General features: G+C 64.1%; 22 protein-coding genes and 1 riboswitch. Of the genes, 8 read left to right on the top strand and 14 right to left on the bottom strand.

The annotated features are described in order from the left end of the window. Position 1: 1 nt before the first annotated feature. The gene (locus G332_RS0106985; protein ID WP_019626285.1) at positions 2–574 is read left to right on the top strand and encodes an NUDIX hydrolase; all 573 of its coding nucleotides are present in this window, start codon (positions 2–4) and stop codon (positions 572–574) included. Positions 575–821: 247 nt separating this feature from the next. Here the strand turns inward: G332_RS0106985 and G332_RS0106980 are convergent, their stop codons facing one another. After that, positions 822–1,496 (bottom strand): rhodanese-like domain-containing protein, encoded by a 675-nt coding sequence (locus G332_RS0106980; RefSeq protein ID WP_019626284.1) that lies wholly within the window; start codon positions 1,494–1,496, stop codon positions 822–824. A gap of 381 nt (positions 1,497–1,877) precedes the next feature. Between G332_RS0106980 and G332_RS0106975 the strand changes: the two genes are divergently transcribed. The 3 genes from G332_RS0106975 to G332_RS0106965 all read left to right on the top strand — a co-directional run bounded on the left by G332_RS0106975 (position 1,878) and on the right by G332_RS0106965 (position 3,572). Continuing rightward, positions 1,878–2,516, top strand: a complete 639-nt coding sequence (locus G332_RS0106975; RefSeq protein ID WP_019626283.1) for a TetR/AcrR family transcriptional regulator — start codon at positions 1,878–1,880, stop codon at positions 2,514–2,516. Further along, the gene (locus G332_RS0106970) at positions 2,513–3,001 is read left to right on the top strand and encodes a DsrE family protein (RefSeq protein ID WP_026340687.1); all 489 of its coding nucleotides are present in this window, start codon (positions 2,513–2,515) and stop codon (positions 2,999–3,001) included. The genes G332_RS0106975 and G332_RS0106970 overlap by 4 nt, the downstream gene beginning before the upstream one ends. 70 nt (positions 3,002–3,071) lie before the next feature. Next, entirely contained in the window at positions 3,072–3,572 is a 501-nt protein-coding gene (locus G332_RS0106965) for a DsrE family protein (RefSeq protein ID WP_019626281.1), read from the top strand. A gap of 28 nt (positions 3,573–3,600) precedes the next feature. Here G332_RS0106965 and G332_RS12730 read toward each other — a convergent pair whose 3' ends face one another. The 5 genes from G332_RS12730 to G332_RS0106940 all read right to left on the bottom strand — a co-directional run bounded on the left by G332_RS12730 (position 3,601) and on the right by G332_RS0106940 (position 8,620). Beyond that, positions 3,601–5,349, bottom strand: a complete 1,749-nt coding sequence (locus G332_RS12730; protein WP_051080540.1) for a bifunctional diguanylate cyclase/phosphodiesterase — start codon at positions 5,347–5,349, stop codon at positions 3,601–3,603. After that, positions 5,346–6,461 carry an FIST signal transduction protein gene (locus G332_RS0106955; protein WP_026340686.1) on the bottom strand — a complete coding sequence of 372 codons (1,116 nt, stop codon included), beginning with the start codon at positions 6,459–6,461 and terminating at the stop codon, positions 5,346–5,348. Before G332_RS0106955 ends, G332_RS12730 begins: the two co-directional genes overlap by 4 nt. Positions 6,462–6,556: 95 nt before the next feature. After that, positions 6,557–7,324, bottom strand: coding sequence for an ABC transporter permease (locus G332_RS0106950; protein ID WP_019626278.1), 768 nt, complete (start codon positions 7,322–7,324; stop codon positions 6,557–6,559). Next, positions 7,321–8,301 (bottom strand): daunorubicin resistance protein DrrA family ABC transporter ATP-binding protein, encoded by a 981-nt coding sequence (locus tag G332_RS0106945; protein ID WP_019626277.1) that lies wholly within the window; start codon positions 8,299–8,301, stop codon positions 7,321–7,323. The genes G332_RS0106950 and G332_RS0106945 overlap by 4 nt, the downstream gene beginning before the upstream one ends. Before the next feature lie 22 nt (positions 8,302–8,323). Continuing rightward, the gene (locus G332_RS0106940) at positions 8,324–8,620 is read right to left on the bottom strand and encodes a DUF3817 domain-containing protein (protein ID WP_019626276.1); all 297 of its coding nucleotides are present in this window, start codon (positions 8,618–8,620) and stop codon (positions 8,324–8,326) included. Between the two features lie 267 nt (positions 8,621–8,887). Between G332_RS0106940 and G332_RS0106935 the strand changes: the two genes are divergently transcribed. Continuing rightward, entirely contained in the window at positions 8,888–9,274 is a 387-nt protein-coding gene (locus G332_RS0106935) for a cupin domain-containing protein (RefSeq protein WP_018935040.1), read from the top strand. A gap of 552 nt (positions 9,275–9,826) precedes the next feature. Then, complete coding sequence (locus G332_RS0106925) at positions 9,827–11,920, top strand: S9 family peptidase (protein ID WP_026340685.1); 2,094 nt, start codon at positions 9,827–9,829, stop codon at positions 11,918–11,920. Between the two features lie 187 nt (positions 11,921–12,107). Here G332_RS0106925 and G332_RS0106920 read toward each other — a convergent pair whose 3' ends face one another. Both G332_RS0106920 and G332_RS0106915 read right to left on the bottom strand, forming a co-directional pair. Beyond that, a complete protein-coding gene (locus tag G332_RS0106920; RefSeq protein WP_019626273.1) occupies positions 12,108–12,539 on the bottom strand; it encodes a hypothetical protein in 432 nt (143 codons plus the stop codon). Positions 12,540–12,819: 280 nt separating this feature from the next. Further along, a complete protein-coding gene (locus G332_RS0106915; protein ID WP_019626272.1) occupies positions 12,820–13,446 on the bottom strand; it encodes a TMEM165/GDT1 family protein in 627 nt (208 codons plus the stop codon). Between the two features lie 68 nt (positions 13,447–13,514). Then, positions 13,515–13,681, bottom strand: a riboswitch (yybP-ykoY riboswitch). A 173-nt stretch (positions 13,682–13,854) separates the two neighbouring features. On the opposite strand from G332_RS0106915, the gene G332_RS0106910 reads away from it, so the two are divergent. Further along, positions 13,855–14,277 (top strand): rhodanese-like domain-containing protein, encoded by a 423-nt coding sequence (locus G332_RS0106910; protein WP_019626271.1) that lies wholly within the window; start codon positions 13,855–13,857, stop codon positions 14,275–14,277. Positions 14,278–14,364: 87 nt separating this feature from the next. Here G332_RS0106910 and G332_RS0106905 read toward each other — a convergent pair whose 3' ends face one another. From G332_RS0106905 to G332_RS0106890, 4 genes are all read right to left on the bottom strand, one after another. Beyond that, entirely contained in the window at positions 14,365–16,623 is a 2,259-nt protein-coding gene (locus tag G332_RS0106905; RefSeq protein WP_019626270.1) for a bifunctional diguanylate cyclase/phosphodiesterase, read from the bottom strand. Then, the gene (locus G332_RS0106900) at positions 16,620–17,405 is read right to left on the bottom strand and encodes an alpha/beta fold hydrolase (protein WP_019626269.1); all 786 of its coding nucleotides are present in this window, start codon (positions 17,403–17,405) and stop codon (positions 16,620–16,622) included. Before G332_RS0106900 ends, G332_RS0106905 begins: the two co-directional genes overlap by 4 nt. 368 nt (positions 17,406–17,773) lie before the next feature. Beyond that, positions 17,774–19,267: a pyruvate kinase gene (gene pyk / locus G332_RS0106895; protein WP_026340683.1), complete on the bottom strand. Its 1,494-nt coding sequence runs from the start codon at positions 19,265–19,267 to the stop codon at positions 17,774–17,776. Positions 19,268–19,478: 211 nt separating this feature from the next. Then, the gene (locus G332_RS0106890; protein WP_019626267.1) at positions 19,479–21,524 is read right to left on the bottom strand and encodes a hypothetical protein; all 2,046 of its coding nucleotides are present in this window, start codon (positions 21,522–21,524) and stop codon (positions 19,479–19,481) included. Positions 21,525–22,223: 699 nt separating this feature from the next. Between G332_RS0106890 and G332_RS13770 the strand changes: the two genes are divergently transcribed. After that, the gene (locus G332_RS13770; protein WP_019626265.1) at positions 22,224–22,445 is read left to right on the top strand and encodes a hypothetical protein; all 222 of its coding nucleotides are present in this window, start codon (positions 22,224–22,226) and stop codon (positions 22,443–22,445) included. Positions 22,446–22,673: 228 nt separating this feature from the next. Here the strand turns inward: G332_RS13770 and G332_RS0106875 are convergent, their stop codons facing one another. Beyond that, complete coding sequence (locus G332_RS0106875; protein WP_019626264.1) at positions 22,674–24,131, bottom strand: triacylglycerol lipase; 1,458 nt, start codon at positions 24,129–24,131, stop codon at positions 22,674–22,676. A 352-nt stretch (positions 24,132–24,483) separates the two neighbouring features. After that, positions 24,484–25,452, bottom strand: a complete 969-nt coding sequence (locus G332_RS13075) for a glycosyltransferase family 2 protein (protein ID WP_019626263.1) — start codon at positions 25,450–25,452, stop codon at positions 24,484–24,486. Between the last annotated feature and the right edge of the window lie 3 nt (positions 25,453–25,455).

Genomic DNA, 25,455 nt, shown 5'->3' with positions numbered 1-25,455 from the left:
GATGCATCGCGCGCAGCTGCTGGACCTTCTTGCCCGCCACCAGACGACCTTCATGGAGGAGGCCGGTTTTGTCCGCCGTGCGCTGGATTTCGTCCAGGCGCACCCGGACTGCTTCCACTGTGACCTGACTCCGGCGCACGTGACCGGTTCGGCCTGGGTGGTCAGCCCGGATCGCGAACAGGCATTGCTGCTGCTGCATGGCAAGCATCATCGCTGGTTCCAGCCTGGCGGGCACGCCGATGGCCAGGCCGATATCCTGCAGGTGGCCCTGCGCGAAACGCACGAGGAGACCGGGCTGGCCCCGGAACACATCCGACTTGTCGCGGAGGATGTGTTCGACCTGGATATCCACACCATTCCGGCCAGCCCGCATTTCCCGATGCACGAGCATATCGACGTGCGCTTCCTGCTGGAGATCGACGACCGTCTGCCGGTGCCCGGCAGCGACGAGTCACACGAGGTCCTGTGGGTCCCCCTGCAGCACGTCTCGCGCTACAACAACAGCCGTTCCCTCTGGCGCATGGTGGAGAAGACCCGGCGTCTGCGGACCTATCGCCACACCCACCCGCGCTGATTCCCGGGTTCCGCCCGGCTGGAGCAGCCGGGCGAGGAAGATGCTCTCGCGCATGCGCAGCGGACCCGTCCCGAACCCGACAGGCGCCTGGTGGACCACGCGGAAAGTTTGGTAACCGATCGCTTCGCCAGAAGCGCCGGCGCTGCGTTGGGCCCGTTTGAAACAGGGTGGCTATTCCAGCACTTGCCCGCCTGGCTCCGACACTTCTGGCTGTGCTCCATCGTCACCACACTTCCCGCATGGCCCACTAGTCTGCACTTTGGCCTTCGACCGTGGTCAGGCCGAAGGAGTGCCACATCTGCATGCCGCCGCGGTACCACTTGATGTGCTCGCCCGGGTAGCCGAGATTGGTCAGGGTGCGGATATTGGTGGGGGATTGCCCGCACCAGGGACCGTTGCAGAACAGCACCAGGGTCTTTGCCTGGCTGAAATCGTAGAAGTCGCCGTCGTAGACCACGCCGAAGCGTTCGGTCAACACCTCGCGCACGTCGTCCGGGTCGGCGCCGGAGCCGAAATGCAGTTCGTCCCACGGGATGTTGATGGCACCGGGGATGGTGCCGCGGCTGTATTCTCGCGGGGTGCGCGAATCAATGATGATCAGATCGTCGCGTTCCGGGGTCTGCTTCAGGTAGTCGATAAACTCGAGTTCGCCCAGTGTCTCCACCCCGCGACCGAGATTCATCGGCTGAACACAGAATGGCGGGCAGGGCCTGGCAATCTGGGCGTAGTCGAGATCGATGGTCGCGAAGGTGTCCTGGTCGCGGGTCACCGTCATGCGTTCGGCGTCATGGAGCACTTCGAACTCGGCCAGGTCGGCGGTGATGCCCACCTCCACCTCCGCGAAGGCTGGCGCAGCCAGCAGCAGCGGCAGACTCGCGAACAGGCTCCGGATCAGGACTGAGGCGGGTGCGGTGTTTTTCATCGGATGCTCCTTTGTCTTGATGGTGTCTTGAGCGTAGTCCCCAACGCGGATGATTTCCCCGGGGGCTGCCGGATTTTGGACTGATCGGCTGCGCGCGGGCAGGGGGAGCGGCCCCTTGTCCCGCTCTCTCTCTTTACACCGTCCCCACGATGCGCCTCGAGAGACCGCAAAAAGGGGCCTCGCTCTCCCCGGGGTCACATCGGGCGTGGGTATTGGGAATGCCTGCCGGTTCCGCCTCGTGTCGATTCCTGGAGGTGTTCGCGGATCGGCTCGATCACGTCGGGGTCGGTGCATTCGATGGTGCCGAACAGAAAGCCGGACGGGTGGCGTGATTTGCTCTTCCGGTCTATATTAGAACGAACGTTCGGTTCGGTGATGCCCATGACAGAGAACCCGAAGCCATCGGTACGCGGTGTGGCGCTGCGCAAGCTGGTGCTGGATACCGCGCTTGAGCGCTTCAGCCGCGATGGCTATTTCAATACCTCCATCCACGACATCCGCCGTCAGGCCGGGGTCTCGATTGGCTCGATCTATCATCATTTCGGCAACAAGGAGGCACTGGCCAAGGCGTTGTACGACGACCTGTTGCAACGTATGGACGCCGGCCTGGCCGAGGTGATGGAGCGGGAGTCCGGTTGCCGCGCGCGCTGCGACGGCATCATCGCCTTTCTGTTCCGGGTAGCGCAGGAGGACCCTCGCACTATGCGTTTCGTACTCGAGGCGCGCCACCGTGAATTTCTGCCGCAGGAACCGCCGGTGTGTTCCTCGCAGCCCTTTCTGCGCATGCGCGAGTGCATCGAGCAGGGCATCGCCACCGGCGAACTGCGCCCCATCGAGGTCCCGGTCGCCGCCACCGCAGCCTTTGGCGGGACGATCCGCCTGCTGCAGCTGCATCTGGACGGGGCCCTGGAAGCCCCCCTTTCGCGCTACCTGATGTCGATGCAGGAAGCCGCCTGGCGGGCGATCGCCCGCGAACCGTTCAACCCGACAGACACCATTACCCGGGAGACTGAAAAATGAGAATGCTGGCCGTTATTTCCCTTTTCCTTGCGCTGTCCTTCGCCTCTCTGGCCGCGTATGCCGAACCCACCGATGCCCGTGCCCTGGAGGGCGTTGATCAAGGCCGGGTCGTGTTTGACCTCAACAACAATGACCCCGAGCTGCTGGCGCTGTACCTGACGGTGATCCGGGAGACGCACGAGGACCTCACCGCGCAGGGCGTGGAGCCGGACATGATCCTGGCCTTTCGCGGGCGCGCGGTGACCATGGTCAGTACGGACCGCGAGCGCTTCGAGCTGACCGAGTTTGATCATCTGGATGCGATCGAGGAACACGTGGCTGCACTGAAGGAAAAGGGCGTGCACATGGAATCCTGCGCCGTGGCCACCCGCCTGTTCGGTGTCGATCACGGCGAGTTGTTGCCAGGCATCGAGCCGGTGCGCAACACGTTCGTCTCGCTGACCGGCTACCAGGCCCAGGGCTACGCGGTGATCCCGATCTACTGAGCGGCGTACCGCCCCCGGTCCGGGGTGAACACGGAACCAACGGACTTCATCTCCAAAGGAGGTATCACCGATGCGAAACCGAATCACAATCCTGCTGCTGGCCCTGATGTTACCCCTCGGACTGAGCGCCAAGGCACAGGCCGAGGGCCTGGACAACCGCGAGGCCACCCAGGGCATCGAGACCATGCGTGCGGTCTACGATGTGCGCCAGTCCGACCCTGACGTGATGCTGGCCTACCTGCGCGGTATCGCCAGCAACCACGAAAACCTGCTCAAGGAGGGGGTGGAGCCGGACCTGCGCATGGTGTTCATCGCCGCAGCGGTCAAGTTCATCACCACGGATCCGCAACCCGAGGTCGCGATCGACCACGGTGACACGCTGGAGGAGATCGCACAGGCCGTTGACCGCCTGGGCGAACTGGGTGTGAAGATGGAGGTTTGCGCCGCGGCGACACGCGCCTATGGCGTGAACAACGACACCATCCTGGAGCCGATCAATGTCGTGCGCAGCGGCTTCATTGCCGTGATGGGCTACCAGAACCAGGGGTACGCACTGGTGCCCGTTTACTGAGTCCGGCGGACGGCAGCGGGCACCGGGGCTATGCGCGGCGCACCGTGTCGTCCTCCCCGGTCGCCAGAAGGTCTTCTAACGGCTCGGGTGTATGGATGTGGAAGCCCTGGCCCAATTCGATCCCCATGTTCCGCAGGATCTCCATGGTCGTGGCGTCCTCAACGTATTCGGCAATGGTACGTATTCCCAGGGTTCCGCCGATGTGGTGGATGGATTCCACGATCGCCCGATCGGTGGGGCTGGAGGCAAGGTCACGCACGAACCGACCATCGATTTTCAGATAATCCACCGGCAGTTGCTGCAGGTAGGCGAAGGATGAAAGGCCGCTGCCGAAATCATCCAGAGCGAATTCACAGCCCAGTTCCCGCAGCTCAAGGATGAATGCGGACACGGCTTCCAGGTTGCTTACGACCGCCGTCTCGGTGATTTCGAAGCAGATTGCCCCCGGTGCCGGCGCGTGTTCGCGGATCTTCCCGGTCACGAAGCGCAAGAAGGCTGGATCGCTGAGAGAGTTCCCGGAGAGATTGATGTTCCATGACACACGGTCGCTGCTGCGTGCCAGTGTGTTGCGCAGGGCAAACGTGTTGCTGACCACCCAGCGGTCAATGGCGCCCATCAGACCGAAGCGTTCCGCGGCGGGTATGAAGTGTCCGGGCGTAACGAGTGCCTCGTTGGGCCTGCTCTGCATGCGCACAAGGATCTCGATGCGCTCCGCGACACCTTCTACCAGTGGCTGGATGCGTTGCGCGTGAAGGACGAAGCCACCGTGCTCGATTACACTACTGAGATGTGCGGCCAGGTGCATCTCACTATGGCGGCGCGACAGCTCGCCGTCGTCGATGCTGTAGGTCTGTATCCGATCACCGCCCCGTTCCTTGGCCATGTAGCAGGCGGTATCCGCTGCGGCCAGGATGTCGCGCGAGTGGTTGTCGCTATCCTCGAATAGTGCGACACCGGCGCTGGCGCTGAGGCGGAACTCACGCTCTTGCCAGTTGAAAAGAAAGGTGCGGACGACCCGGAGCAGTGTTTCGGCGGTGCGTTGAGCGAGCTCCTCGGTTGTATTGGCGATCAGGATGCCGAATTCGTCACCGCCCAGCCGGGCGATTGTGTCCGCCCCGCAATCGGCGGAACGCAGAAGGGCGCCGAGCTCCTGCAACAAGCGATCGCCGGCCATATGGCCGGCGGTGTCGTTGACGATCTTGAATTGATCGAGATCGAGATAGATCAGACCATGAAATCCATCCGGGGCATCCGGGGCCGTGGAACTGAGGGTGTCCAGCCGTTCAAGGAAGAAGCGCCGGCCATACAGACCAGTCAGGTCATCGTGGTGAGCCAGCCAGGTGGCCTCACGGGCCAGGTCCTTCAATCGAGCGTGTTTGTCGCAGGCGTGCAAGGCGACGGCGAGGCGTCCGGCCAGCTGGCCAATCTCCTGTACCAGATCCTGGCTGAAGGGCCGAGCGCGCCCCAGAACGAGGGCGCCAAAGTCTTCCAGCCGCCACATATAGAGGTGGCGTCCGTTCTCGACCAGGACCGGTAGCGGTTCGCCCGCGCGCAGCGTCTCGTCAATCTGCGGCAGCAGCGATTGCACATCCGCGCTACGGGGGACCGATGTCACGATGTGTGGCCCATCGGCCACCACCGTGACCAGGGTGCAGCGGAGGCGGCGCAGGAACAGTGGCAGGCACTGCTTGAGCATCGCATCACGATCGAGACTGACGCCGATCGCCATTGCGATCTCGTGCAGCACTTCGAATTCGTACAGGCGATCGTGGTTCAAAGAAGTCCTGCCGTCACGGTCTTGTTGTAGAACTCCAGCGATTCATCTCCACAGTTTGCGATCTCCCCCAGCGACAGTGCGCCTGCAAGTGGTATCGCATCGCCCTCGCAAAGGATGGCAAGCTCCTGGTCGTAAGCGTTCCCTAGAAAATTGGCCCGCGAGATGCAGTCCATGGTGAGGCGAAGCGTCGGAGTGAAATCTTGCGCGCGTTCCCGGCTGCGGTCCCTTGCCTTGCGGGCTGCGTTGAGCAGGGTGTTGTGGTCGCCGGTCAGGACTCGTACGAAGGCCCCCTCCGGTACTTCGCCAACACAGACCAGCGCATCTCCCTGGAGCTGAATGGGATCGCGCACAACCAACTCGCCTCCGATGCGGCCGATGCCGAAGGGGTAGGCGGGAGCAAGGCGGTCGAACGAAGCCGGAGTCGGGGGCTCTCCGCCATGTTCCTGCACAATGTGTCCCCATACGTCGGCCGCTGGTTTCCAGTCCAGGCTGTAGATGACGTTCCTGGAGGCGGATGTCACCTTGAGTGGAGCGGACACCGGCTCCCAGCCGTGCGCCACGCCGATGCTTGCCGGCAGGTCCAGCCAGGCCACGACCGCACTGTCGGCATGCAGTCCCTCAGGATCGAGTACCGCCGGGATCGGTTGAAAACGCGCGTTGCCGCAACCGCCACCGATGTAGCCGGTTTCCAGTCCGAAATGGTCGTAAAGCGCATTGACCAGGCGATCGATACCAGCCGCAAGGCCGTCGACGAAGACGAACAGCAGGCCGTGCCCGGGTGGATCCGGAAAGGCTTTTTCGAGTGATTCGGCAGGGTCGCACGCGGGATTCGACAGCTCGTCAATGCGGGTCGTCTGTGCTGGTTGTGGAAGCCCCACGGCAAGCGCGCCGTGTTCCATAACGCCGTTGCATGTCAGCAGGCCGGGAAACTCGCCGCCGAATACGGTGCAACGCCGTTCGCGAAGTAAGTCGGTCCAGTCCGCGGATTCGGATCGGGAAGGGTCGTGGGCAACCATCAAGAGAATGCTGCCGACGGACGGATTGGCCTCCAGATGCTGCAGCATCTCTTCAAGGCTTTCTGGCCTCAGGTCAGGCGTCGCCCCGATTTGCATTAGAGGGTGCTCCTTGATCGGATTCTCGGACCCGTCAGCGCAGATTCACAGTAAACCGGTTTTTCCCCCGTCGCAACGGGGCAGGTCCCGGGGGTTCAACTGCGTGCCAGGCGGCGGTTGAGGGCGTAGACCGACAGCGGCGCGAAGACCGCCGCAATGCCCAGGGCCCAGGCCATGGACCACAAAGCGGGCTCCAGGACCGAGCCGTCGGCATTCAACAGGCCGCGCGCGGCCTCGGTCAGGAGCGACACCGGGTTGGCCTGGACGAAGCCCTGCAGCCACTCGGGCATGGTCTCCACCGGAACAAACGCCGAGCTGACGAACGTGACCGGGAACAGCGCGGTGAAACCGAACAGCTGCACGTGTTCCGGGTCGCGCGCGAGCACGCCGACCAGCACCATCACCCAGGAGAACGCCGCCGCGAAGGTCAGCACCAGCAGCACCATGACCAGCAGATGGCCGAAGGAGGTGGCCAGGCGGAAGCCCAGCAGGTAGCCCACGATCAGCAGCAGGGCGATGCACAGCACCTGCTTTACCACGTCCGCGAGGATGCGCCCGGCCAGCGGCGCCCAGCGCGGGATGGGCAGGGCTCGGAAGCGGTCGAACACCCCACGGGTCAGGTCGGTGTTGAGGCCGTGGCCCACATACACCGTGACGAACAGCATGTTCATCACGATCACGCCCGGCAGCACGAAGGCGAGGTAGTCATCCGGTGAACCGGCGATGGCCCCGCCGAACACGAACAGGAACAGCACCAGGAACAGGATCGGCTGGATGGAGTAATCCCCCAGCTCCCAGGGGTTGCGGCGCACCTGCACCAGGCTTCGCCAGGCCAGCGCGAGGGTCTGGTCGAGGGCGTTCATGCGGCATCCTCCCCGCTGTCCCCGGCGGCATCGGCCGGGGCGTCGGCGCTGCCGGTCTGTCCGGTGAGTGACAGGAATACGTCGTCCAGGCTGGCGCTGCGCAGGCCCAGTTCAGCGACCTCGATCCCGGCGGCATCCAGCGCGCGCAGCACCGCCGGGAGCAGCGAGGCCTCGGCCACCGGTGCGCTGACGGTCTCGCCTTCTACATGCGGTTCGCTGCCGGTGAGCGTGGCCACCCGGCGGGCGGCCGCATCTGCCTGATCCGCCCGCGCCAGGCGCAGGAACAGCGTGCGTGTGCCGACCCGGGCCTTCAGCTCCGCGGCCGTGCCCTCGGCGATCACGCGGCCCTGATCCAGCACCACGATGGAATCGGCCAGCGCGTCGGCCTCCTCGAGGTACTGGGTGGTCAGCAGCACCGTGGTGCCGGCGTCCTGCAGCCGGCGCACCCGCGCCCACAGGTCGCGGCGGGCGCGCGGGTCCAGACCGGTGGAGGGTTCGTCGAGGAACAGGATGCGCGGGCGCCCGACCAGACTGGCGGCCAGATCCAGGCGCCGGCGCATGCCGCCGGAATAGGTCTGCACCGGGCGGTTCCCGGCCTCCCGCAGGGAGAAGTCGGCCAGCAGCTCGTCGGCACGGGCCCGGGCCGCGGCGCGCTTCATGCCCAGCAGGCGGGCGATCAGGATCAGGTTCTCGCGCCCGGTCAGCTTCTCGTCCACCGAGGCGTACTGGCCGGTCAGGCCGATGATCTCGCGCACCCGCGCCGCCTCGTCGACGACATCGAGGCCGCCGACCCGCGCGCGACCGGCGGTGGGGGACAGCAGGGTCGCCAGCATGCGTACGGTGGTGGTCTTGCCGGCGCCGTTCGGGCCCAGCAGCCCGAGTACATGGCCGGCCGGGACCTGCAGGCTGACCTCGTCTACTGCGCGGGTGCCGGCGAAATCCCGGACCAGGCCTTCCACCTCGATGGTGTTGTCCACGCTTGCCTCCGTTCGCGGACGGTCAGGCGTGCTGCAGCTCGCGCGTCAGCTCGCGCCGGATCATCCAGTCCACATACAGGAATCCGAAGGGCACCACGCCCATGATCAGCACCAGCAGCCACTTCAGAACCGACCAGCCGCGCAGGTGGCTGGCCACCACCGTGGCGGTCGCATAGATCAGGAACAGGATGCCATGGATCCAGCCGACCCAGGTGACCGCCATGTGCATGTCCGCGTAGGTGCGCAGTGGCATGGCGACAAACAGCAGGGTGATCAGTGAGATGCCCTCGATCACGCTGATCGCGCGGAAGTATTTCATGGATTGCCGGAACCCTTGGTAAAACGGCCGCGCAGGGTAGCACGGGGCCCGAGTGCCGGCGCCATTGCCCGGCGGGTGACCAGAATCTCCCCGGTGCCACATCCGACAGGCTCGGGCAGTCGGCGGGAATGCACGGGCCCGGCGCTCGGTGCTGGCAGCGGATTCAGGGCGGCCTGGAGTTGTTCCAGTTGTGACAAGGAATCTCACGCCTATTGGGTAGGTGCCGGGTGCACCTGTTGTGTCCTAACCGCTCGGAAGGAGGCAGTCATGCGCATTGCGAAATCCGAAGTACCCGAGGTATTCAGCGCACCGGGGGCGGTTGCCCGCCAGGCGCTGGAGTTTGGCGACGCGTCCGGTTACACGCAGATGACGGGGGAGTATTTCTCGCTGGATGCGGGCACCGACATCACCCCGCTGCTCCATGGTTTGAAGGAGGATCTGTGTCAGTCACCCCACTGGGGTTACATGATTCAGGGCCGCCTGATCATGACTTACCGCGACGGCAGCGAGGAGGCCGTCGCGGCCGGGGATCTCTTCTACTGGCCTCCCGGACACACCCTCCGGGTGGAGGAGGACGCCGAGATCATCCTCTTCAGCCCTCAGCATGAGCACTGCGAGACCCTGAACCACCTGAAGCAGCAACTCGACAGTTAACCCCGCGGACGATACCACCACGTCCGCGACGGTTATGAGGGGCGCGGGCCGAGCGGCTGGCGGATGATGCCGCGACCGCGCCAGAGGCGGTTCGCGGACGCCGTCCCAGTGGTGGCAGGCCCGGCGTCGCATAGCGAATGGAGGGGGGATGTCGGATGTGGTGCGGGCCTGCCGGAGGGGCTGGCCGGAAGATCCCGGCTCTTCGCTGCGCTGCGGTCGGCGTGACAGTGGATGTGCGACAAGTTGGTGGTGGGCGTGTCGAGCCTGGGTCCCGGCGGGGGTGTCAGGCCGCTTCGGCCTTGCCGGTGGGGGCGGCAGCGTGGCGGATCATGTGATCCACATGGAGGAACCCGAATGGTACGACTCGGAGGAACAGGACCTGTATCCCGCTCCAGACGCTCCAGCCCATCCGATAGCAGGCGATCAGCTGTGTCCGGGGCCGGTGTCGGGCGATGGATTTGCAGGCCTTCTGCACCGGCGCCGTCGGGAACCTGAGGCTGCGTTCGGAGGTCGCTGATCCAACATGTAATGGGAGACAGGTTGATGCAGTTCATGGGGATGTGTTCGGTGAAGCCCGGGGTTGCGCAGCGGCGCAGGTGTCTCGTGGCCATCGGGGTGAGTGTGCTCCTGACATGGTTCGCGGGGCCGATTGTCGGCGCTGCCGAACCCGCACAAGAGGGCGCAGGCCCCTGGGTGCAGGGCGAGGCGCCCCCGCTGATCGAGCTGGAACAGTTCTTCCGCGATCCGCAGCATGCCTCCGGACGCATCTCGCCGGATGGGGATTACGTGGCCCTGTTGAGCGCCCACGAGGGCGCGATGAACCTGCACCTGATGGCGCGGGGCGAATCCCTGGAGTCGGCACGCCCGCTGACCGCCGAGCCGCGTTCGATCATGGGGTTTTTCTGGTCCCGTGACGGGCAGTATCTGATCTTCGCGCGGGATCGTGACGGCGACGAAAATATGGAGCTGCGCGTGATCGCGCTGGAGGATGCGGCCGCGTCGGACGGCCTCCCCGAGTCGCGCCGGCTTGCCGGGGGCGAGGGGGTGCAGGCGCGGGTGCAGCACGTCCCGCGTACGGCGCCGGAATACATTTTTATCGGGCTGAACGCACGCGATCCGCGCCTGCACGATGTCTATCGCGTGGCGCTGGCGACGGGCGAAAAGACCCGCGTAGCGAAGAATACGGCCGCGATCGAGCGCTGGGGCTTCCACGAGGGCGAGCTGCGCAAGGCCGTGCGCACCACGCAGGATGCGGGCACCGAGATCCTGCGCGTGCAATCGCAGGACACGTTCGAACCCGTCTATACCTGTGCGTTCGGCGAGACCTGCGCGATCGCGAACTTCCATCCCGACGGCGAGCGGCTTTATCTGCGCACGAACGCGGGGGATGAGCGCGATCTGATCGAGCTTGTCCTGTTCGACCCGGCGACTGGCACGGAGGAGTGGATACACCGCGATCCGGAAGGCGAGGTGGATCTTGGTCGCGCCCGATTCTCCGATCAGGACCATCGCCTGCTGGCCACGGTGTACACCGGGGATCGTCAGCGCATCTACGCCCACGACGAGGACTTCGCGTCGCACCTGGAATGGCTGCGCGAGGCGCTGGGCGAAGGCGAGCTGGAGATCACCTCGCGCACGCGGGACGAGACTCTTTGGACCGTCGCGGTGATCCGGGATACCGACCCGGGCAGCGTGTATCTCGCGGATGTCGAGGCGCGGGCGATCGAACGGCTTTACGAGGGGCGCCCGGAACTGCCGCGTGCGTATCTCGCGCCGATGGAGCCCATTCGCTACACCGCGCGTGACGGCCAGGAAATCCCCGGCTACCTCACGCTACCCCACGGCGCGCAGCCGAAAGGTCTGCCGCTGGTGGTGATGCCGCATGGCGGCCCATGGATTCGCGACACCTGGGGTTACAGCGGGACCGTGCAGTTTCTCGCCAACCGCGGCTACGCGGTCTTTCAGCCCAACTTTCGCGGCTCCTCCGGTTTCGGCAAGGCGTTCCTGAACGCGGGTAACCAGGAATGGGGCACGGGTGTCATGCAGCACGATGTCACCGACGGTGTGAAATATCTGATCGACCGGGGCATTGCCGATCCCGACCGGATCGCAATCTTCGGCGCTTCCTATGGCGGCTATGCGGCATTGGCCGGGCTGACCTGGACGCCCGAACTGTACACCGCCGGTATCTCCATGGTGGGGCCGTCCAACCTGATCACGCTGATGGAATCCATCCCGCCGTACTGGGAGGCCGGCATCCGGCGTATGCATGGCCGTGTCGGTGATCCCGAAGACCCGAACGACCGCGAGCGTCTCGAGGCCCAGTCACCGCTGTTCCACGTCGAGAATATCCAGGCCCCGCTGATGGTCGCGCAGGGCGCGAATGACCCGCGCGTGAAGCAGCAGGAGTCCGACCAGATCGTGGCGGCCCTGCGTGACGCCGGACACCCGGTCGAATACCTGCTGGCCCTGGACGAAGGCCACGGTCTGGTGGACCAGACCAACCGCCTCGCCTTCTTCGCCGGGCTGGAAACCTTCCTGGCCGCACACGTGGGTGGTGGCCGCCAGCAGGCGGACTACTCCGAAGCGGTACGGGAGCGACTGCAGCAGCTCCGCCAGGACGTCGATGCGGTGCAGGCCCCGTAACGGCAACACGAATGGACGCACACAACTTGAGGCTGTGCGCTTCTACGAGGAGGGGCAGGCACGGCGCTGGCCCCCGAGGTCCGAAGCCGGGACTCGGACCCGCGATGGGCCCGTGTCCCTGTGGGTGGCCGTACCCGCAAACAACAAGGCCCTCCGAAGAGGGCCTTGCGGTGATCCTGCGCGGGGATCAGTTGGAGAAGAAGCGCACGCTCGGGTCCGCCATGTAGGCGCCGACTTCTTCCGGGTTGGCCGGGGTGATGCCGTCCAGCAGGTCGGCTGCGGTGTAGTCGGTGTTCGGCAGGAAGATGGCGCAGGTCTCGACGGTCGCGCCGTTGTTGACCAGGTTCATCAGCAGCTGCTGAGCATTCCGGTCCGCCGGCTGCATGGTGGCGCCGTCGAAGTCCTCGGTCGCCATCGTCGCGGCCGGTCCGCACAGCAGCACCCGGATTTCCTGACCCTGGCGCATGCCCTGGTTGGCCAGCACCATGGACATGAACTGGGTGTGATCATCGCCCGAGGTCAGGCTGACGAACAGCTTGTCCGGTTCGCCGGCCTGCGCGCCGCTGGCACCGGCGATGGCGAGGATGGCGGAAGCGGCAAGCGTCTTGATGGTTCGCATGGGATCTCCTTGGAGTTGCGATGAAAGAACATCAGAAGATACGCATACACGAATACATCAGGCAAGCGCACACAGGTGCACAGCGGTCACGCCCGGAACCGGGTCATCCGGCAGGTGAACCCATCGCAATGCCCCGTGGTGTCAGGGTCCGCTGCACCGCTTGCATCCGTGCGCATGCCTTCATTCGCACTTCCCGTGTGGAGTACTGATCACCAACCCCGCAAGCGGCGCCTGCTGGCGCCATCTCACGGGTCACTCCGAACGGCCGCATCCGATTGGGTCACGGGTGGTTCTCCATCGCCCGGAGCAGCATCCCCGAGAAATCGGGCAGACCCAGATCGGGCATCCAGCCGCCGGCCTCGGCCCACGTCCACAGGCCCACCAGCAGGAACAGGCCGGAGGCCACAAACCGCAGGGGCGCGGCCGGGATGCTGTTGGCAAAGCGCTTGCCGAGGATCAGCGCAGGGGTAGTGATCAGGAGAATCCCGACCGTCGCGCCCAGCACCACCGGCAGCAGCGCTCCGGAGGCCCCGGCCAGGGTGACCACCGCGAGCTGGGTCTTGTCCAGCATCTCGAACACGAAGAAGGCGATCGCCGCGGCGAAAAAGGCGCTGCGGGCGCGGGTGTCCTTCTCGATCTCCTCGTCCTCGGGGATCAGTACCCAGACCGCCATCGCCAGGAACGCGGCCCCCACCACCCACAGATGCCAGTCGGTCGCGATCACCGCGAACAGCCAGATCCCGGCCACCGCGGACAGCAGTTGATTGAGAAACAGACCCGTGGCCATACCCCAGAACACGGCCCAGGCGCTGCGGCAGCGCATCCCGAACAGGGCAGCCAGGAACATTGAGCGGTCGCCGACCTCCGCGATCGCAACAGCCACAATAGAAAGCAGGAAGAGTTCCATGAAGATCATCCGGGGCGAGCGGCACGACAAAACCGGTGACACCGACATCGCCGCCCGCCCACGGGCCGGGCCCGCCACAAGGCAGGCCGGATATCGGTGCCACAGGTCTTGTCAGGCCCGGCGCTGGACAGGCGCCAGAGCGCCTTTGCACGGGCTGCACACGCCATGGCCATGCGGCCAAGTATGTTGACGTGTGCCTTCGACCAGGGCGGCCGAAGCGACTACTCCCCTGAGGGCGCACGCATGATAGCCAAGCCCCGCGAACCTGTCCATCCGCGCAGCGCCGGCCCGGCCCCGTTATCCGCGACACGCGGGCGGAGACATGGCAGCGGCCGTGTCTTTTGCAATCGGCCGAGGTTTCCCGAAACATGAAACCGCCCACCGAAGTCCGAACCGGAAGGAGCCCGTATGGCCGCAGCAAGCAACGATGCAAAGCTGGAGATCAGCGCAGGTGCTGCCCGTGAGCTGGTGGATATCGGGCTGGCCGTGCTGCTGGATATCCGCCAGCCCTTCGAGCTGGAACTGGAGGGTGTCGTGGAAAATGCGGTCTCGGTCCCGCTGTTTCGTCTGAAACAACTGCTCGGGCGCACGCTGACGGAGGAAGAACAGGAACTGCTGGACGCCGACGAGCCGGACGAACGCGACTTCCAGCACTTTCTGTCCCTGATCAACCGCCACCACGTCACTCAGGACCAGATCCTGCTGTGCCTTTGCAACAGCGGCCGTCGCAGCCTGCGTGCTGCACAACTCCTGCGCGACCTGGGCTATGCCCGCAGCCTCTCCGTGCGCGAAGGCTTCCGCGGCTGGATCACCCCGAATACTCCACCGTAATTCTTTCCGGATCCGCCGAAGTCTGTCCCCGTGGTCCGCGAACGGGCCGTACGCGGCCTTGACCGATCGCTTGCATGCCGGGGTTGTTCAGACCGGGGAGATATCGGGCCGGTGAGACGACGGCAGGGGCGGGAATCCTTGGGGTTGCCGGGTCGGGTGTCCGAAATGATAGCCCTGCGCGAAGTCGAACTGCAGATCGCGCACACGTTCCAGTAGTTCCGGGGTCTCAATCCCTTCGGCGACCGTTGAATAGCCGGCCTCTCCTAGTATTTTGACCAGGCCTTCGACGATGTGATGCTGGCCCGGGGTCTCCAGACTGCGGATCAGGCTGATGTCGAACTTCACAGTATCGACAGGCATGGAGGCAATGTAGCGGAACGAGGAATAACCACTACCGAAATCGTCCAGTGCGATGAGGAACCCCTGTTGGCGCAATGTCCGCAGATTTTCCGTGGCTCGAGTGATTTCGGTGATCAGAGCGGTCTCGGTCACTTCGAGGATGATGTCCCGGTCCTGCAGGAAGGGCACGAAGGGGGCCAGCCATTCGGTCAGTTGGGCATGTACGATGGTCGGACCTGAAACGTTGATGGAGACGCCGGCCCCGGGTGGGATACGGTGCGCGTGTAGATCGTGAAGGATGCAGTGAAGTATGGCTTTGTCGAGATCGAGTTCCAGACGGCGCGCGGTCACCAGGGGGAAGATATCGGCAGGACCGATAATCTCGTCCCGGTGCTGGATGCGCAACAAGGCCTCGAAATAGGGCGTATGTCGGTGGTTGAGGCTGACCACCGGCTGATAGACCATCTGCACACCGCGCTCGTGGGTGATGGCCTCGATGACTGCATTGTTGATCCAGTTCGAGTAGAGGCCCCGGGTATCCTTTAACTGTTCCCGGGAAAACAGGACCACTTGCGGGGTGCTTGGGCGCTTCGCCTTGTACATCGCCACGTCGGCTTGCCACTGCAGTGAACGTAAAGCCTCCCGATCCGTACCGTGTGTGACCGCCAACCCGATGCTGACCTTGACCGGTTCGTGGACCCCGCATGTGGTGAAGTCGGTGTCCCGGATTTTCTCCTGGCAGCGTTCGGCCAGGCGGAGTGCCCCCGCCTCGTCGCAGTCCATGAGGATCGTGGCGAACTCGTCGCCTCCAAGGCGAAAGAGGTGTTCTCCGTCTCGCAAGACCTCGTCGATGCTGCGGGCCACCGTTTGCAGGACCGCATCGCCCACCTGATGTCCGTAGCTGTCGTTGATGGCCTTGAACTGGTTGATATCGAACAGGACAAAGCACACGGGGACGCCTTGTCGGGCGGCCAGGTTCGGCAGGGTTTCCCATTGCTCTTCAAATGCCCGGCGGTTGTGCACGCCGGTCAGCGCATCATGGTGGGCCATGCGCCAGAATTCGCGGTTCCGGGCCTCCAGGTTGGAATGGACGTCCTGCAGGCGGGCCTGGTAGGAGTTCAGCGATTCACGGATCTTCTCGGTCTCGGCGACAGGCAGCAGCCCGCCCGGGCGTTTGAGCTCTATCTCGCCGGAACTCTCACGCAGGTGGTCGACATGTGAGGCGATTGCTCGCAGCGGGCGTACGATGAGATAGGCGAGGCTGGCGAACAGCGCGAGGGTCGTCGCACTGAGCAGAGTGCCAAGATTGAGGGCCGCAACCGAGAGACGGTCTTTGACCTGGTCGGCCAGGGGGTTGGCTCGCAGGTCGAACCGGGCATGGCTCAACAGATCTTCGGCCGGGATGGTGGTCCTGTCCTGAAAATCGAAACGGATCGATTCGAGGTCCACATGATGATAGGTGTGGCCCTCGCGCAGCGCATTTACAAATCGGCTTTGAATGCCCACAAAGCCGATTGGTGCCTGGTCCGGCTCTGCGGCCGGAATAGGTTTGAAAATAATCAGGGACGGTTCATTTTCGCCCTGGGTCGCGTGTGCGGAGGGCGGGGGAACCGCGACGTCGGGAGGTAATTGGCGGGTGCCGCCACCGGACAGGGCGACGCCCCGGGCATCGTAGATATGAGCATCTTGCACCCGTTTGCTCAGGATGCTGGCTTGATGCATGCGGTGATTCTTCCAGTGACCGTAGAACTCCGGGGTACGCAGTTGCTGGCGCACCTCCTCCCACTCTGCAAAACGGAGGGCCTGCTGGATCGATTGTGTTTGCACGCGCTCGAGGGCAGTCGCGAGTTCCTGCTGGCCTGCGGCCTGGCTGCCTGCGTGGATCTCGCCGCGTAACTGATCGACCTTGTACCAGGTGTACAGGCCGAAGACGAAGATGATGATCAGGGTGATCGCGGCCAGCAGCAGGGCATAGTGAATGATTGACGGGGGGTGCCTGGCGATCATTGCGCGACGTGTTTCCGCAGGACCTGCTCGATTTCCTCCATCAACTCGAATTCGTGCAACTCATCGTAGAAGTGATTGGCGCCGTCAATGACGCGAACCTCGGCGCCATGACGTTGTATGGTCTCGATCCAGTCCAGGTCGATCCGGTTGTCGGCGCCGCCCGCAATGAGGGTTGAGGGCACGTTGGCCGTTCGCAAAGCCTGTTCGGTGCGAGGACGGTCCCAGTCGTAGTAGGAGAGATACGCCGCGGGTGTGGTGGTGTACTGGCGGCAGAAACCGAGCGCCAACTCTTTCAGCCCCTGTTCGCCTCGGTCGAGAGCGACTCGTGCGCGTTCCGCATGTTTCGGGGATTCGAAGGCGACCTCGCCGCTTCCGAAAAAGGTCACGCTGATGAAGATGGCGTGCGCGACATGGTCCGCCGGGGCGTCCTCCAGGTAAGCCAGCAGGTTCATGTTGCCTGCGCTGTGGCCGATTAGCACGGGTGATCGACCTGCTGCGGCGTGCAGCCAGTCCGTCCAGACCCTGACCTCCTCTCGGGTCTGATCGAGATTGTGGGCATGCACGGCTTCGCAGGGCAGGCTGGATGCGCGCCGGTCGACGCCCAGCGTGAGGGTAGGAGTGAGGACATGGAAGCCAGTCGTGGCGAGTGCCAGCGCCAGGTTGCGGACGGTATGAAACTCGTGCGTTTGCAGGAACCCGTGCTGAATCATGACCGCGGGCATATCGGGGGCACCCGCCCAGTAACTGCCCTGCGCCAAAAGGCCACCTGGCATTTCCACCATTACGCGGGTCTCTTTGCCGCCAGCCGCCATGCCCGAGCTCGAAAAAGCTGCACTGACCACCACGACACCCATAACGCGCCATAACCATCCGAGCATGCCGGTACCCCTTTGACCTCCGCAGACAGGCATTACCAAAGCAATATACATCCGATAGTGTAGCTGTATTCGGCGGGTTGCAAGCGCATGAACCCGTATGCGCGATAACCCGGATCAACCAATGGCGGGCCGGACCTTGCGTCTTGTCCTGGTTTTACCTCACGCGATTCCCCGACCTTTCCCGTCGCCTTTCAGAAGAAGGAGGCAAGTCCTTGATTTAAAGGTTCGAAAAGTTTCCGGGGCCCGACCGTTGCGTGGGCTGGCCCGACTGGCTACTGATCCGATGACGGCGCTCTGCTTTCGGAGTCGTCGAGTTCGAGCAGTTCCAGACGGTGGTTGCCGGCCGGGTTGGGGACCGAGGGGCCCTGGACGAGGAGGGCGATGCCGTCGTTGATGGCGTTCTCGGCGAGCCAGGTGCGGACAAACGCGTTCCAGTCGCTGCGGTCCTCGGCGACCTGCAGCGGCTGGACGCCGTAGGAGAACTGCAGGCCCTGCGCGGTTGCAGGATCCGGGGTGAACGCCGCGGTCCAGCAGGGCAGGCGCAGGCGTGCAATGCGCCGGGCGGTGGCGCCGCTGAGAGTGGGCGCGAGGATCACACGTGGCTGGCATCGCTGGGCGGTGTGAAACACGCTGCGTACGATCAGATCGACGGCGCGGTCATGCCCGCCTGCGTTGTGGTCATCGAGGTTATCGAGGCCGTCGGGGCCATCGGGGCCATCGGGCCCATCGGGGGGTATGCCCGTGTCGCGCTCCGGCTCGATGGAGCGGGCAATGGACGCGAGCATCGCGACGGACTCTACCGGATAGCGCCCCATCGCGGATTCGCCGGAGAGCATCACGCAATCGGTGCCGCCGAGGATCGCATTGGCCACGTCGGTGGCCTCCGCGCGGGTCGGGCGGCGCGAGGTGACCATCGACTCCAGCATCTGGGTCGCAGTAATGACCGGGCGGTGATACTGGTTCGCGCGTCGAGTGATCCGGCGCTGGGCGCGGGCGATGCTCGCGATCGGGATCTCCACCCCCAGGTCGCCGCGTGCCACCATGATGCCGTCCGCCGCTTCCAGGATACTGTCGAGTTGTTCCAGCGCCGCGGCCCGCTCAATCTTGGCGATGATGAACGGGTTGTAGTCCAGCGCCTCCGCCGCCTTGCGCACGGCCAGGATGTCGTCACCGTCGACCACGAAGCTCTGGCTGACGGCATCGACGCGATGCTCCGCCGCGAATCGCAGCCACTCGTGGTCGTCGAGGGTAAAGGCGCGAATGCCGAGATCAATGCCCGGCAGGTTCAGGCCCTTGCGCGAGCGCAGTTCGCCACCGCTCTGCACGCGGCAGATGACATCTTCGCCCTCGACCGATGCCACCTCCAGCTCGATGTACCCATCGTTCAGAAAGAGCGCATCGCCCGGGCGCACCGCCTCCGACAGTCCGGGAACCGATACGCTGATGCGCGAGGCATCGCCAGGGCCATCCTCCGTGGTCAGCGTAATGGCCCGACCGGCTTCCAGTTCGATCGGTTCTTCGCGCAGCGCGCCGATCCGCATCTTCGGGCCTGGCAGATCCCCGAGGATCGCAACGCGTCTGCCCGTCGTACGCGCGGCTTCACGGATGCGGCCGATTACCTCGCCGTGGTACGCAGCATCCCCGTGCGAGAAATTCAGTCGCACCACGTTCAGCCCGGCCAGAATCATTCGTCGCAGCGTCTCCGGTGAGTCGGACGCTGGTCCCACGGTGGCCACGATCTTCGTCTTCTGTGCGGGAAACGGCATGATCAGCCCCTTACTCGATCACTGAGCTTGAGGGTAAAACGTCCGCGCATGCTTGTCGCCGCTGAACAGTGTGCGTTTCGAGGATCCGTGTTTCCTTGACCCCTGGAGCACGCGTGTCCTGTTTTCGGTCCGCCTGATCGAAATCATGGGCTTGCAGGGGGATCGAATTCCGGCCCTGTACTGGCCGGATGGCAATGCGAACGCGATGCGGTCAGATTTGCCACTCGACGGGTGCCCGAGGGTCGGGCTCGTAAGTGAAGTAGGTGCCGGTGCGTACGGTCCGTTCGAGGTGCTCGCCGAGACCCGCATGGTGCCGGGCGATCCGGTCGAGGGCATAACGCAGTGACCGGGTTGCACTGGTGCGTGCCCGTTCTACGCCGTCCCCCACGGTTCGGGCACGGTCGTTCAGGCCTACGCCGCGGCGCAGTTCGTTGATCAGAAATTCGCGGTCGGCGCGTGCCAGTTCTGCTCGGTGAAGGTCGTTGTCGGCCTCGGCCTCTTCGATATCCGCTTCCGTTTCGGCAAGTCGTTGTCGATAGGCTTCGCGCGCCCTGGAATCGAAGACCTCCAGTCCGACCTGGGCATCGATCCGGAGGTCCTCCGTAAGCCGGGTGACCGGCAACGCCCCGCGTTCGGCCGACACCAGGTCAAGGACGTGGAATTCGCGACCGGGTTCTGCCAGCAGACGCTCCAGGTAGCGCATGCCCTTGAGGTCCTTGACGCGCACGGTGGAACCGGCGTAAGCCACCGTCCGCATGTCCGCCTCCCGGCGGAAGACGCAGCGTTCGGGTTCGGCTGTTGCCTGCGCCAGTTTCTCTGGTGCCCGTTCGCGGGCGAGTTCCGCCCAGGGAGCGGCGTTGAGCTCCCGGAACGCGCTACAGGCTGCCTCGAGTTCCTGCTCGGCCGTCCGGCTGTCGCCCGCCGCACGATAGGCTTCGGCCAGGTCGATGCGCAGGGTCGCTGCATCGAAGGGCATGCGCAGCGAGACCCATGCCGTGACGGCAGTACTCAACAGACGGATCGCCTCTGCGGTTTGTCCGTCATGGAGCGCCAGACGTCCCCGGGCCGCGACGGCTGCGTTGCGCAGTGTCTGGCTCTGATAGGTCTCCGCGGTGGCCTCCAGATCCACCGCGGCGGCGTGCGCCACATCCGTGTGCCCGGCGGCCAGTGCGATCACCACCTCGGCATCGCGCAACGGGGCCCTGCGCAGGGCCCCGGTAGGTGGGCGCTCCTTCGAGGGGATGTCGAACGGATGTTCGAGTGCGTTCTCGATCATCGCATAGGCTTCTTCAATGTGCCCCTGGGCCAGCCGCAGCCAGGCGAAGCCCGGCTGGGGAAGCCAGGCATGCTGATGGGCAGCCAGAAACGCCTCTTCGGCCCCGGCGAAATCGCCCTTGCGCAGGCGTGCGTTGCCCAGTTCAGTGAGTGGCCAGCCGTACTCGCGGCGCATCCAGGGGCGCAGTTCCTCGCACGCCAGCAATGCCTCCTGCTCGGCCGCATCGCAGGGTCCCCGCAGGCGCTTGATCTCTGCCTGGTGGACTCGGCAGCGGCCGCCAAGGCCCCCGAACGCGGCACCCTGGCGCCAGCGTTCCATGGCTTCGGTCCACTGTTCGGCACGGTCGTGTTGACCGATCCACTGCATCGCGCAAATGACCTCGCACCACATCTGCCCGGAGGTCAGGGGGTCGAGATTGCCGGCGCTCAGCTCCACGGCTACATCGTCCAGCGCATTCAGTCCTTCGTTGATCGCGCCGTCATGGATACGGACCCTGGCGTGAGCCACCTGTCCGATGATCGCCGGTGCCTTCAGGTCATGCCTGTGTCCCCCTTCCATCGCCTTCTGCGCCCAGTGCCCGGTCCCCGGCATGTCGCCGCACATCAGGCGTTCGTAGGTTCTTACCGCAGCGACCCAGGCCCACACCGGATTGTCCGGTGCATCGGAGAGCAGGTGCTCGGCCCGTGACAGCCAGGCGCGTACGGGTGCCATCAGGCCTGAATCCATCATCAGATACATGGCCACGTTTACGGCGGCCTGGGCTGCCTCGCAGGGCGCCTCGTTCTCGAGATGAAGGCGGTACAGGTCGCCATATGTGGCCAGAGTCCCTTCCAGGTCTCCACCTCCATACGCCGCCATGGCCCGTAGCTCCAGCAGCTCCGCCGAAGGCGGGATGTCGAGGTTGTTGATCAGGTCGCGTGCTCGGGCAAAGTCGCCGGCGTCGAGGGCCGCGCGTACCGGTGTCAGGTCTGGCTCCGCCATCTCTCACGTCTCCTGGTCCGTATCGTGACAGCAAATGTCACGTCTTCCCTGTAGGTGCTCGATGCATCGTTCCGATTAACCAGAGCATAGGGGGTGATTGTCATGTCCGAAACCGAAGTACTCTACGACCGGCTCGGCGGTCAGGCCGGTATCGACAAGCTGGTGAACCGCCTTGTCGAACTTCACCTTAAGGAGACGCTGATTGAATCACACGTCCGCGTTGGTGCCCCCCAGTTGTTCGAGACAAACGTTCCGAGACAAGGCGCCTCAAACAGCGGGTGGTGGTTCTACCCGCCCGTTTCTGATGGATTCGGGGTGCAACGCAGGATCGGGCCGTATATATTCAGAATCGGGGGGGGGGGCGCCAACCCCGCAAGTCATTGAAAGAAGGGGCTCGGCCGCCCGTTGCTGATCAAAAACGGGTGTGCGCACAGCGTTGCGGTTCACCTGTAGCAGAATGACTGCACGGCCGTCACTGCGCATTAAACGCACGCAAAAGCGACTCGAGCGCGGACGTGCGATTCAATCAGCGTCTCCTTAAGAATCCGACCATTGGCCCTTGGTACTGGGCGTTGACCGACGACCAGGTCGACCACGCCCGGGAACTAGTCAAGGAGTTCCTCGGCGCCGGACCGGGAGGACCGGTGGAATATACCGGGCGATCCATGCTGGAGACGCATACCGGCATGAACGTCATGCGTGGACGAATTCGTGGCGGTACTCGACGACATCGTGCAGGCCATGCAGGAGATGAATTACCCGCGTTCAGTCTGCGACGAGGTTCTCGGTATTTCGTACTCCTTGAAGGGGGAGACCGTCCATAAGCAGGACGGCTCCGGGCGGCCCTGTTCGCCCGCAGCAAGAATGGAAACGGGGCCGGATTTGGCGTTTTATTCGGCCCGTCTTCCAATGCGCCCATGAATATGACGGTTGCCCATTACGAGGCCGGGCAACGGTAACCCACGGAAAGAACAAGGTGGAAACGAGCGCCAACAGGCGCGCAACGCGTGCTCATGCAGGGCATTCGCGCTATCAAACGGGCTTGTAAGCGAGCGTCCCCCTGAGCCAGCGGGAGGCCCGGAACTGTCATCATCGAGACCTTTCCGACCGGCTCGGAAGGGTCGCCCCCGAGCGCGGCCGGCCAGCATGCTACTCGTCGGTCACCGACAGCACGATTTCACCGCTGACGAACGCCTTGCTTGCGAGCGGGATGCGAATGTCCTGTGCGTTGTCGTAACGGGTTCCGCTGCGTGGCATGTCGTCGTCGATTTCGGTCCATGCGGTCTTGACCAGACGCCCGCCACGTTTGTCGTCATCGCGAATCGCGACCGTCAGCGCCTTGTGGAACAGGCGCTCACCAAAGAAGTGTCTGTCGCTGAGGACGCGCCGGCCTCTGACATGATGGGGCAGGATGCCCAGGCGGATCTGGAAGCTGGAATAGTGGCGTTCTCCCTCCGGCCGGCATGCGCTGGAGAGGTAGACGCGAAACAACGTAAGGGGTTCTTGCTCGCCGTCCCGTGCGCCGATCGTCAAGGCCGAACCGCGTTCCTCACGCTGGTCGGTCATCATGACTTCGCCACCACGGATCAGTACCTGATTTTCGATCATCAGATAACGCAGCGTTTCGTCGTCCCGATATTTCGGGGCGAGACGCAAGTTCTCCAGCCGGATGCGCACGCTGGTGTCACCGAACAGAAACCGATGCAGGTTCTGATAGCCCTCTTCGGAATTCACGATGCCCTGCGGCCCGCTATGGCTGCGATACACGTAGGCGCGCCGGCTGCCTTTGACATAAGCATGCTTGTTCATCACCAGCCCGTCGCTTGCCGGGCCCACCGCGATTCTAGAAGGGGTCACGGTGTAATCCGAGTGGTTCGTCCCGATCAGGGAGAACACGCGGTCGGTCGGGAAATGGGTTATGCGATGAACGTCGTCCAGCGTTGCATCCGGTGTTGCAAGAAACTCCCGCATGCGGCGGAGGCCAAAGGTATCCGCTTCGTTGATTCCGGTCAGGTCGCGGATCATGGTCAACGCACCCAGCCCCTTGCGGAAATGAATGCCGCGATGCGGTGTCGCATAGGTGAAGAGCTTCGCGATCTTTTCTTGTGCCTCTTCACGCAGTGTGCGCTGGATCAGACTGCGACAGATCAGCCCCCCCATGGAATGGGCGACGAGGTGGACGGCGGGTGCCCCTGTCTTGTCGAGCACGAAGTCGACCAGGGTGTGCAGTCCATCTGCAATGGTCTCGATGGTTTCGCGCTCCCCTCTGCCGGCCCAGTTTGAGGTCTCGTCATAATATCGGTAGATCCAGAGGCCCTTTTGAGGAAAACCCGATTCCTCATATTGATCGGCTTCGTTATTCAGCAGTTCCACATCGCCGTTCGGCGTGACGCGAGCAAAGAAATCCGTATAGCCGAAATCCTTCATCAGGCGGACGAGTGGGCTCTCGAAGATGCTGAATTCCGGGTCACCTTCGGGGCCGGTGCGGGTCTGGGTGCTGCCCAGGTTGAAGCCGTAATACGGCAGATTCACGGTGTTTTCGACAGCGCCCTGTCTGCCGGCATAGCCGCGCACATAAATGATGGGAAGAAACTTGTCGCCGGACATTTCTCACCTCCGTGTTCAAGGGCAAAGCTCAGGCCTGTGAAATCGAGCGGCCTTCGAGGCAATATCCCTGCCGCCAGTGGGATTGTCAAAGCCCCGGCGCTTCCATGCCACGATGGCCGCCCGGGCGGGCGGAAATGGTGTTCCGACGAGTGCGCGGACTTCCGGTTATCGACGGTCTCTTCGTAGCGCGAGTCATTGAAGGACGCATGCCGCTGGCCGGGCTGATCATCGCTGCGGTCCGCCGCAAGAGCGTTCGCATCTGCGATTCTTCTGGCGGTGATCCGTCATTACCAGGCGCCTGCACGGCTCACCAGGAGGATGGAGTGTGCGCGTATTCTCCCGGCGACCGGAGCTAGTTTTTGAAGGCGCAGCGCATCAGTGTTGTCCAGAACGGTGGCCGTATCGCGTGGAGGGGGCTTTCCAGGAGTTTGATGAGCATGCGTTCGCGGACTTCCCGCGGGATGCGGTCGGCCAGGCAGGCGTAGAAGCCCGGATTGACCCAGCGTACAGCCTGGCTGGCACGGACGAGATCGACCGCCGTGTTGTCGTCGATGCGCTCAAGCAGGGGCGTCCAGGCAGCCTTGAAGCGCGGGATGTATTCGCTGCGTTTGCAAGTGCTCAGGGCCGTCGAGGCGTCCCGGCGGTGGAACAGGATGTCTTCCATCATCTCGAAGCGAAAGCCCTGCAGGGCAGCCCAGACCATCGACGAGGAGTCGGAAGGGGCCAGATTGTCCACGGGGAAGAAGCCGCCGTGGTCGATGAGTTCGCGGGCGTAGCAAGTGCCCGAGGGTGTCAGGCCGACATTGATGAACGGCCGCACTGCGGCCAGGCCGGCGAACAGCTTGCCCGTGGTCAGCCCTGCGTTGGCAAGCGGGGCGTAATAGTCGCGGAACAGGCTGTGGCCCCAGAGGATGTAGCGCTCGGGGTAGTCGCGCTGCTCCAGCTTGCGCTTGATTGCGTGCACGGCGTGCCGGTCGAGGTGGTCATCGGCATGGCAGAAGAGCACGTAGTCGCCTCGCGCCTTCCGCAGGCAGACGTTGTGGTTCTCCCAGAGGCCGACGGTCTCGGGGTTGTTGGCGACGCGCAGAACCGGGTTGTGCACATGGCGGCGGAGCACGTCCGCCGTTCCGTCCGTGGAGGCGTTGTTTACCACCAGGATCTCGCAGGACTCCAGATCGGATTGCTCCAGGGCGCTTGTGACCGCCGTCCCGACGGTCTCGGCGTTGTTATAGGACGGGATGGCGATCGTGAGCAGAGGGCGCTTATCGGGCAGCGCGGGCGTCGCGTCCGGATGGGCGGGCGCGGGGTTTCGGGTGGCCATGTT

The organism is Thioalkalivibrio sp. ALJT (assembly GCF_000381825.1).
In the GTDB taxonomy this organism is placed as follows: Bacteria; Pseudomonadota; Gammaproteobacteria; order Ectothiorhodospirales; family Ectothiorhodospiraceae; genus Thioalkalivibrio.
The sequence above is the reverse complement of the archived record's forward strand: the minus strand, read 5'-3'. Positions and strand labels throughout refer to the sequence as shown.

Bases quoted from the DNA above. Each gene is read 5' to 3' on its own strand.
- G332_RS0106985 (WP_019626285.1), top strand. From the start codon at position 2: ATGCATCGCGCGCAGCTGCTGGACCTTCTTGCCCGCCACCAGACGACC.
- G332_RS0106980 (WP_019626284.1), bottom strand. From the start codon at position 1,496: ATGAAAAACACCGCACCCGCCTCAGTCCTGATCCGGAGCCTGTTCGCG.
- G332_RS0106975 (WP_019626283.1), top strand. From the start codon at position 1,878: ATGACAGAGAACCCGAAGCCATCGGTACGCGGTGTGGCGCTGCGCAAG.
- G332_RS0106970 (WP_026340687.1), top strand. From the start codon at position 2,513: ATGAGAATGCTGGCCGTTATTTCCCTTTTCCTTGCGCTGTCCTTCGCC.
- G332_RS0106965 (WP_019626281.1), top strand. From the start codon at position 3,072: ATGCGAAACCGAATCACAATCCTGCTGCTGGCCCTGATGTTACCCCTC.
- G332_RS0106955 (WP_026340686.1), bottom strand. From the start codon at position 6,461: ATGCAAATCGGGGCGACGCCTGACCTGAGGCCAGAAAGCCTTGAAGAG.
- G332_RS0106950 (WP_019626278.1), bottom strand. From the start codon at position 7,324: ATGAACGCCCTCGACCAGACCCTCGCGCTGGCCTGGCGAAGCCTGGTG.
- G332_RS0106940 (WP_019626276.1), bottom strand. From the start codon at position 8,620: ATGAAATACTTCCGCGCGATCAGCGTGATCGAGGGCATCTCACTGATC.
- G332_RS0106935 (WP_018935040.1), top strand. From the start codon at position 8,888: ATGCGCATTGCGAAATCCGAAGTACCCGAGGTATTCAGCGCACCGGGG.
- G332_RS0106925 (WP_026340685.1), top strand. From the start codon at position 9,827: ATGGGGATGTGTTCGGTGAAGCCCGGGGTTGCGCAGCGGCGCAGGTGT.
- G332_RS0106920 (WP_019626273.1), bottom strand. From the start codon at position 12,539: ATGCGAACCATCAAGACGCTTGCCGCTTCCGCCATCCTCGCCATCGCC.
- G332_RS0106915 (WP_019626272.1), bottom strand. From the start codon at position 13,446: ATGGAACTCTTCCTGCTTTCTATTGTGGCTGTTGCGATCGCGGAGGTC.
- G332_RS0106910 (WP_019626271.1), top strand. From the start codon at position 13,855: ATGGCCGCAGCAAGCAACGATGCAAAGCTGGAGATCAGCGCAGGTGCT.
- G332_RS0106905 (WP_019626270.1), bottom strand. From the start codon at position 16,623: ATGATCGCCAGGCACCCCCCGTCAATCATTCACTATGCCCTGCTGCTG.
- G332_RS0106900 (WP_019626269.1), bottom strand. From the start codon at position 17,405: ATGGTGGAAATGCCAGGTGGCCTTTTGGCGCAGGGCAGTTACTGGGCG.
- pyk (WP_026340683.1), bottom strand. From the start codon at position 19,267: ATGCCGTTTCCCGCACAGAAGACGAAGATCGTGGCCACCGTGGGACCA.
- G332_RS0106890 (WP_019626267.1), bottom strand. From the start codon at position 21,524: ATGGCGGAGCCAGACCTGACACCGGTACGCGCGGCCCTCGACGCCGGC.
- G332_RS0106875 (WP_019626264.1), bottom strand. From the start codon at position 24,131: ATGTCCGGCGACAAGTTTCTTCCCATCATTTATGTGCGCGGCTATGCC.
- G332_RS13075 (WP_019626263.1), bottom strand. From the start codon at position 25,452: ATGGCCACCCGAAACCCCGCGCCCGCCCATCCGGACGCGACGCCCGCG.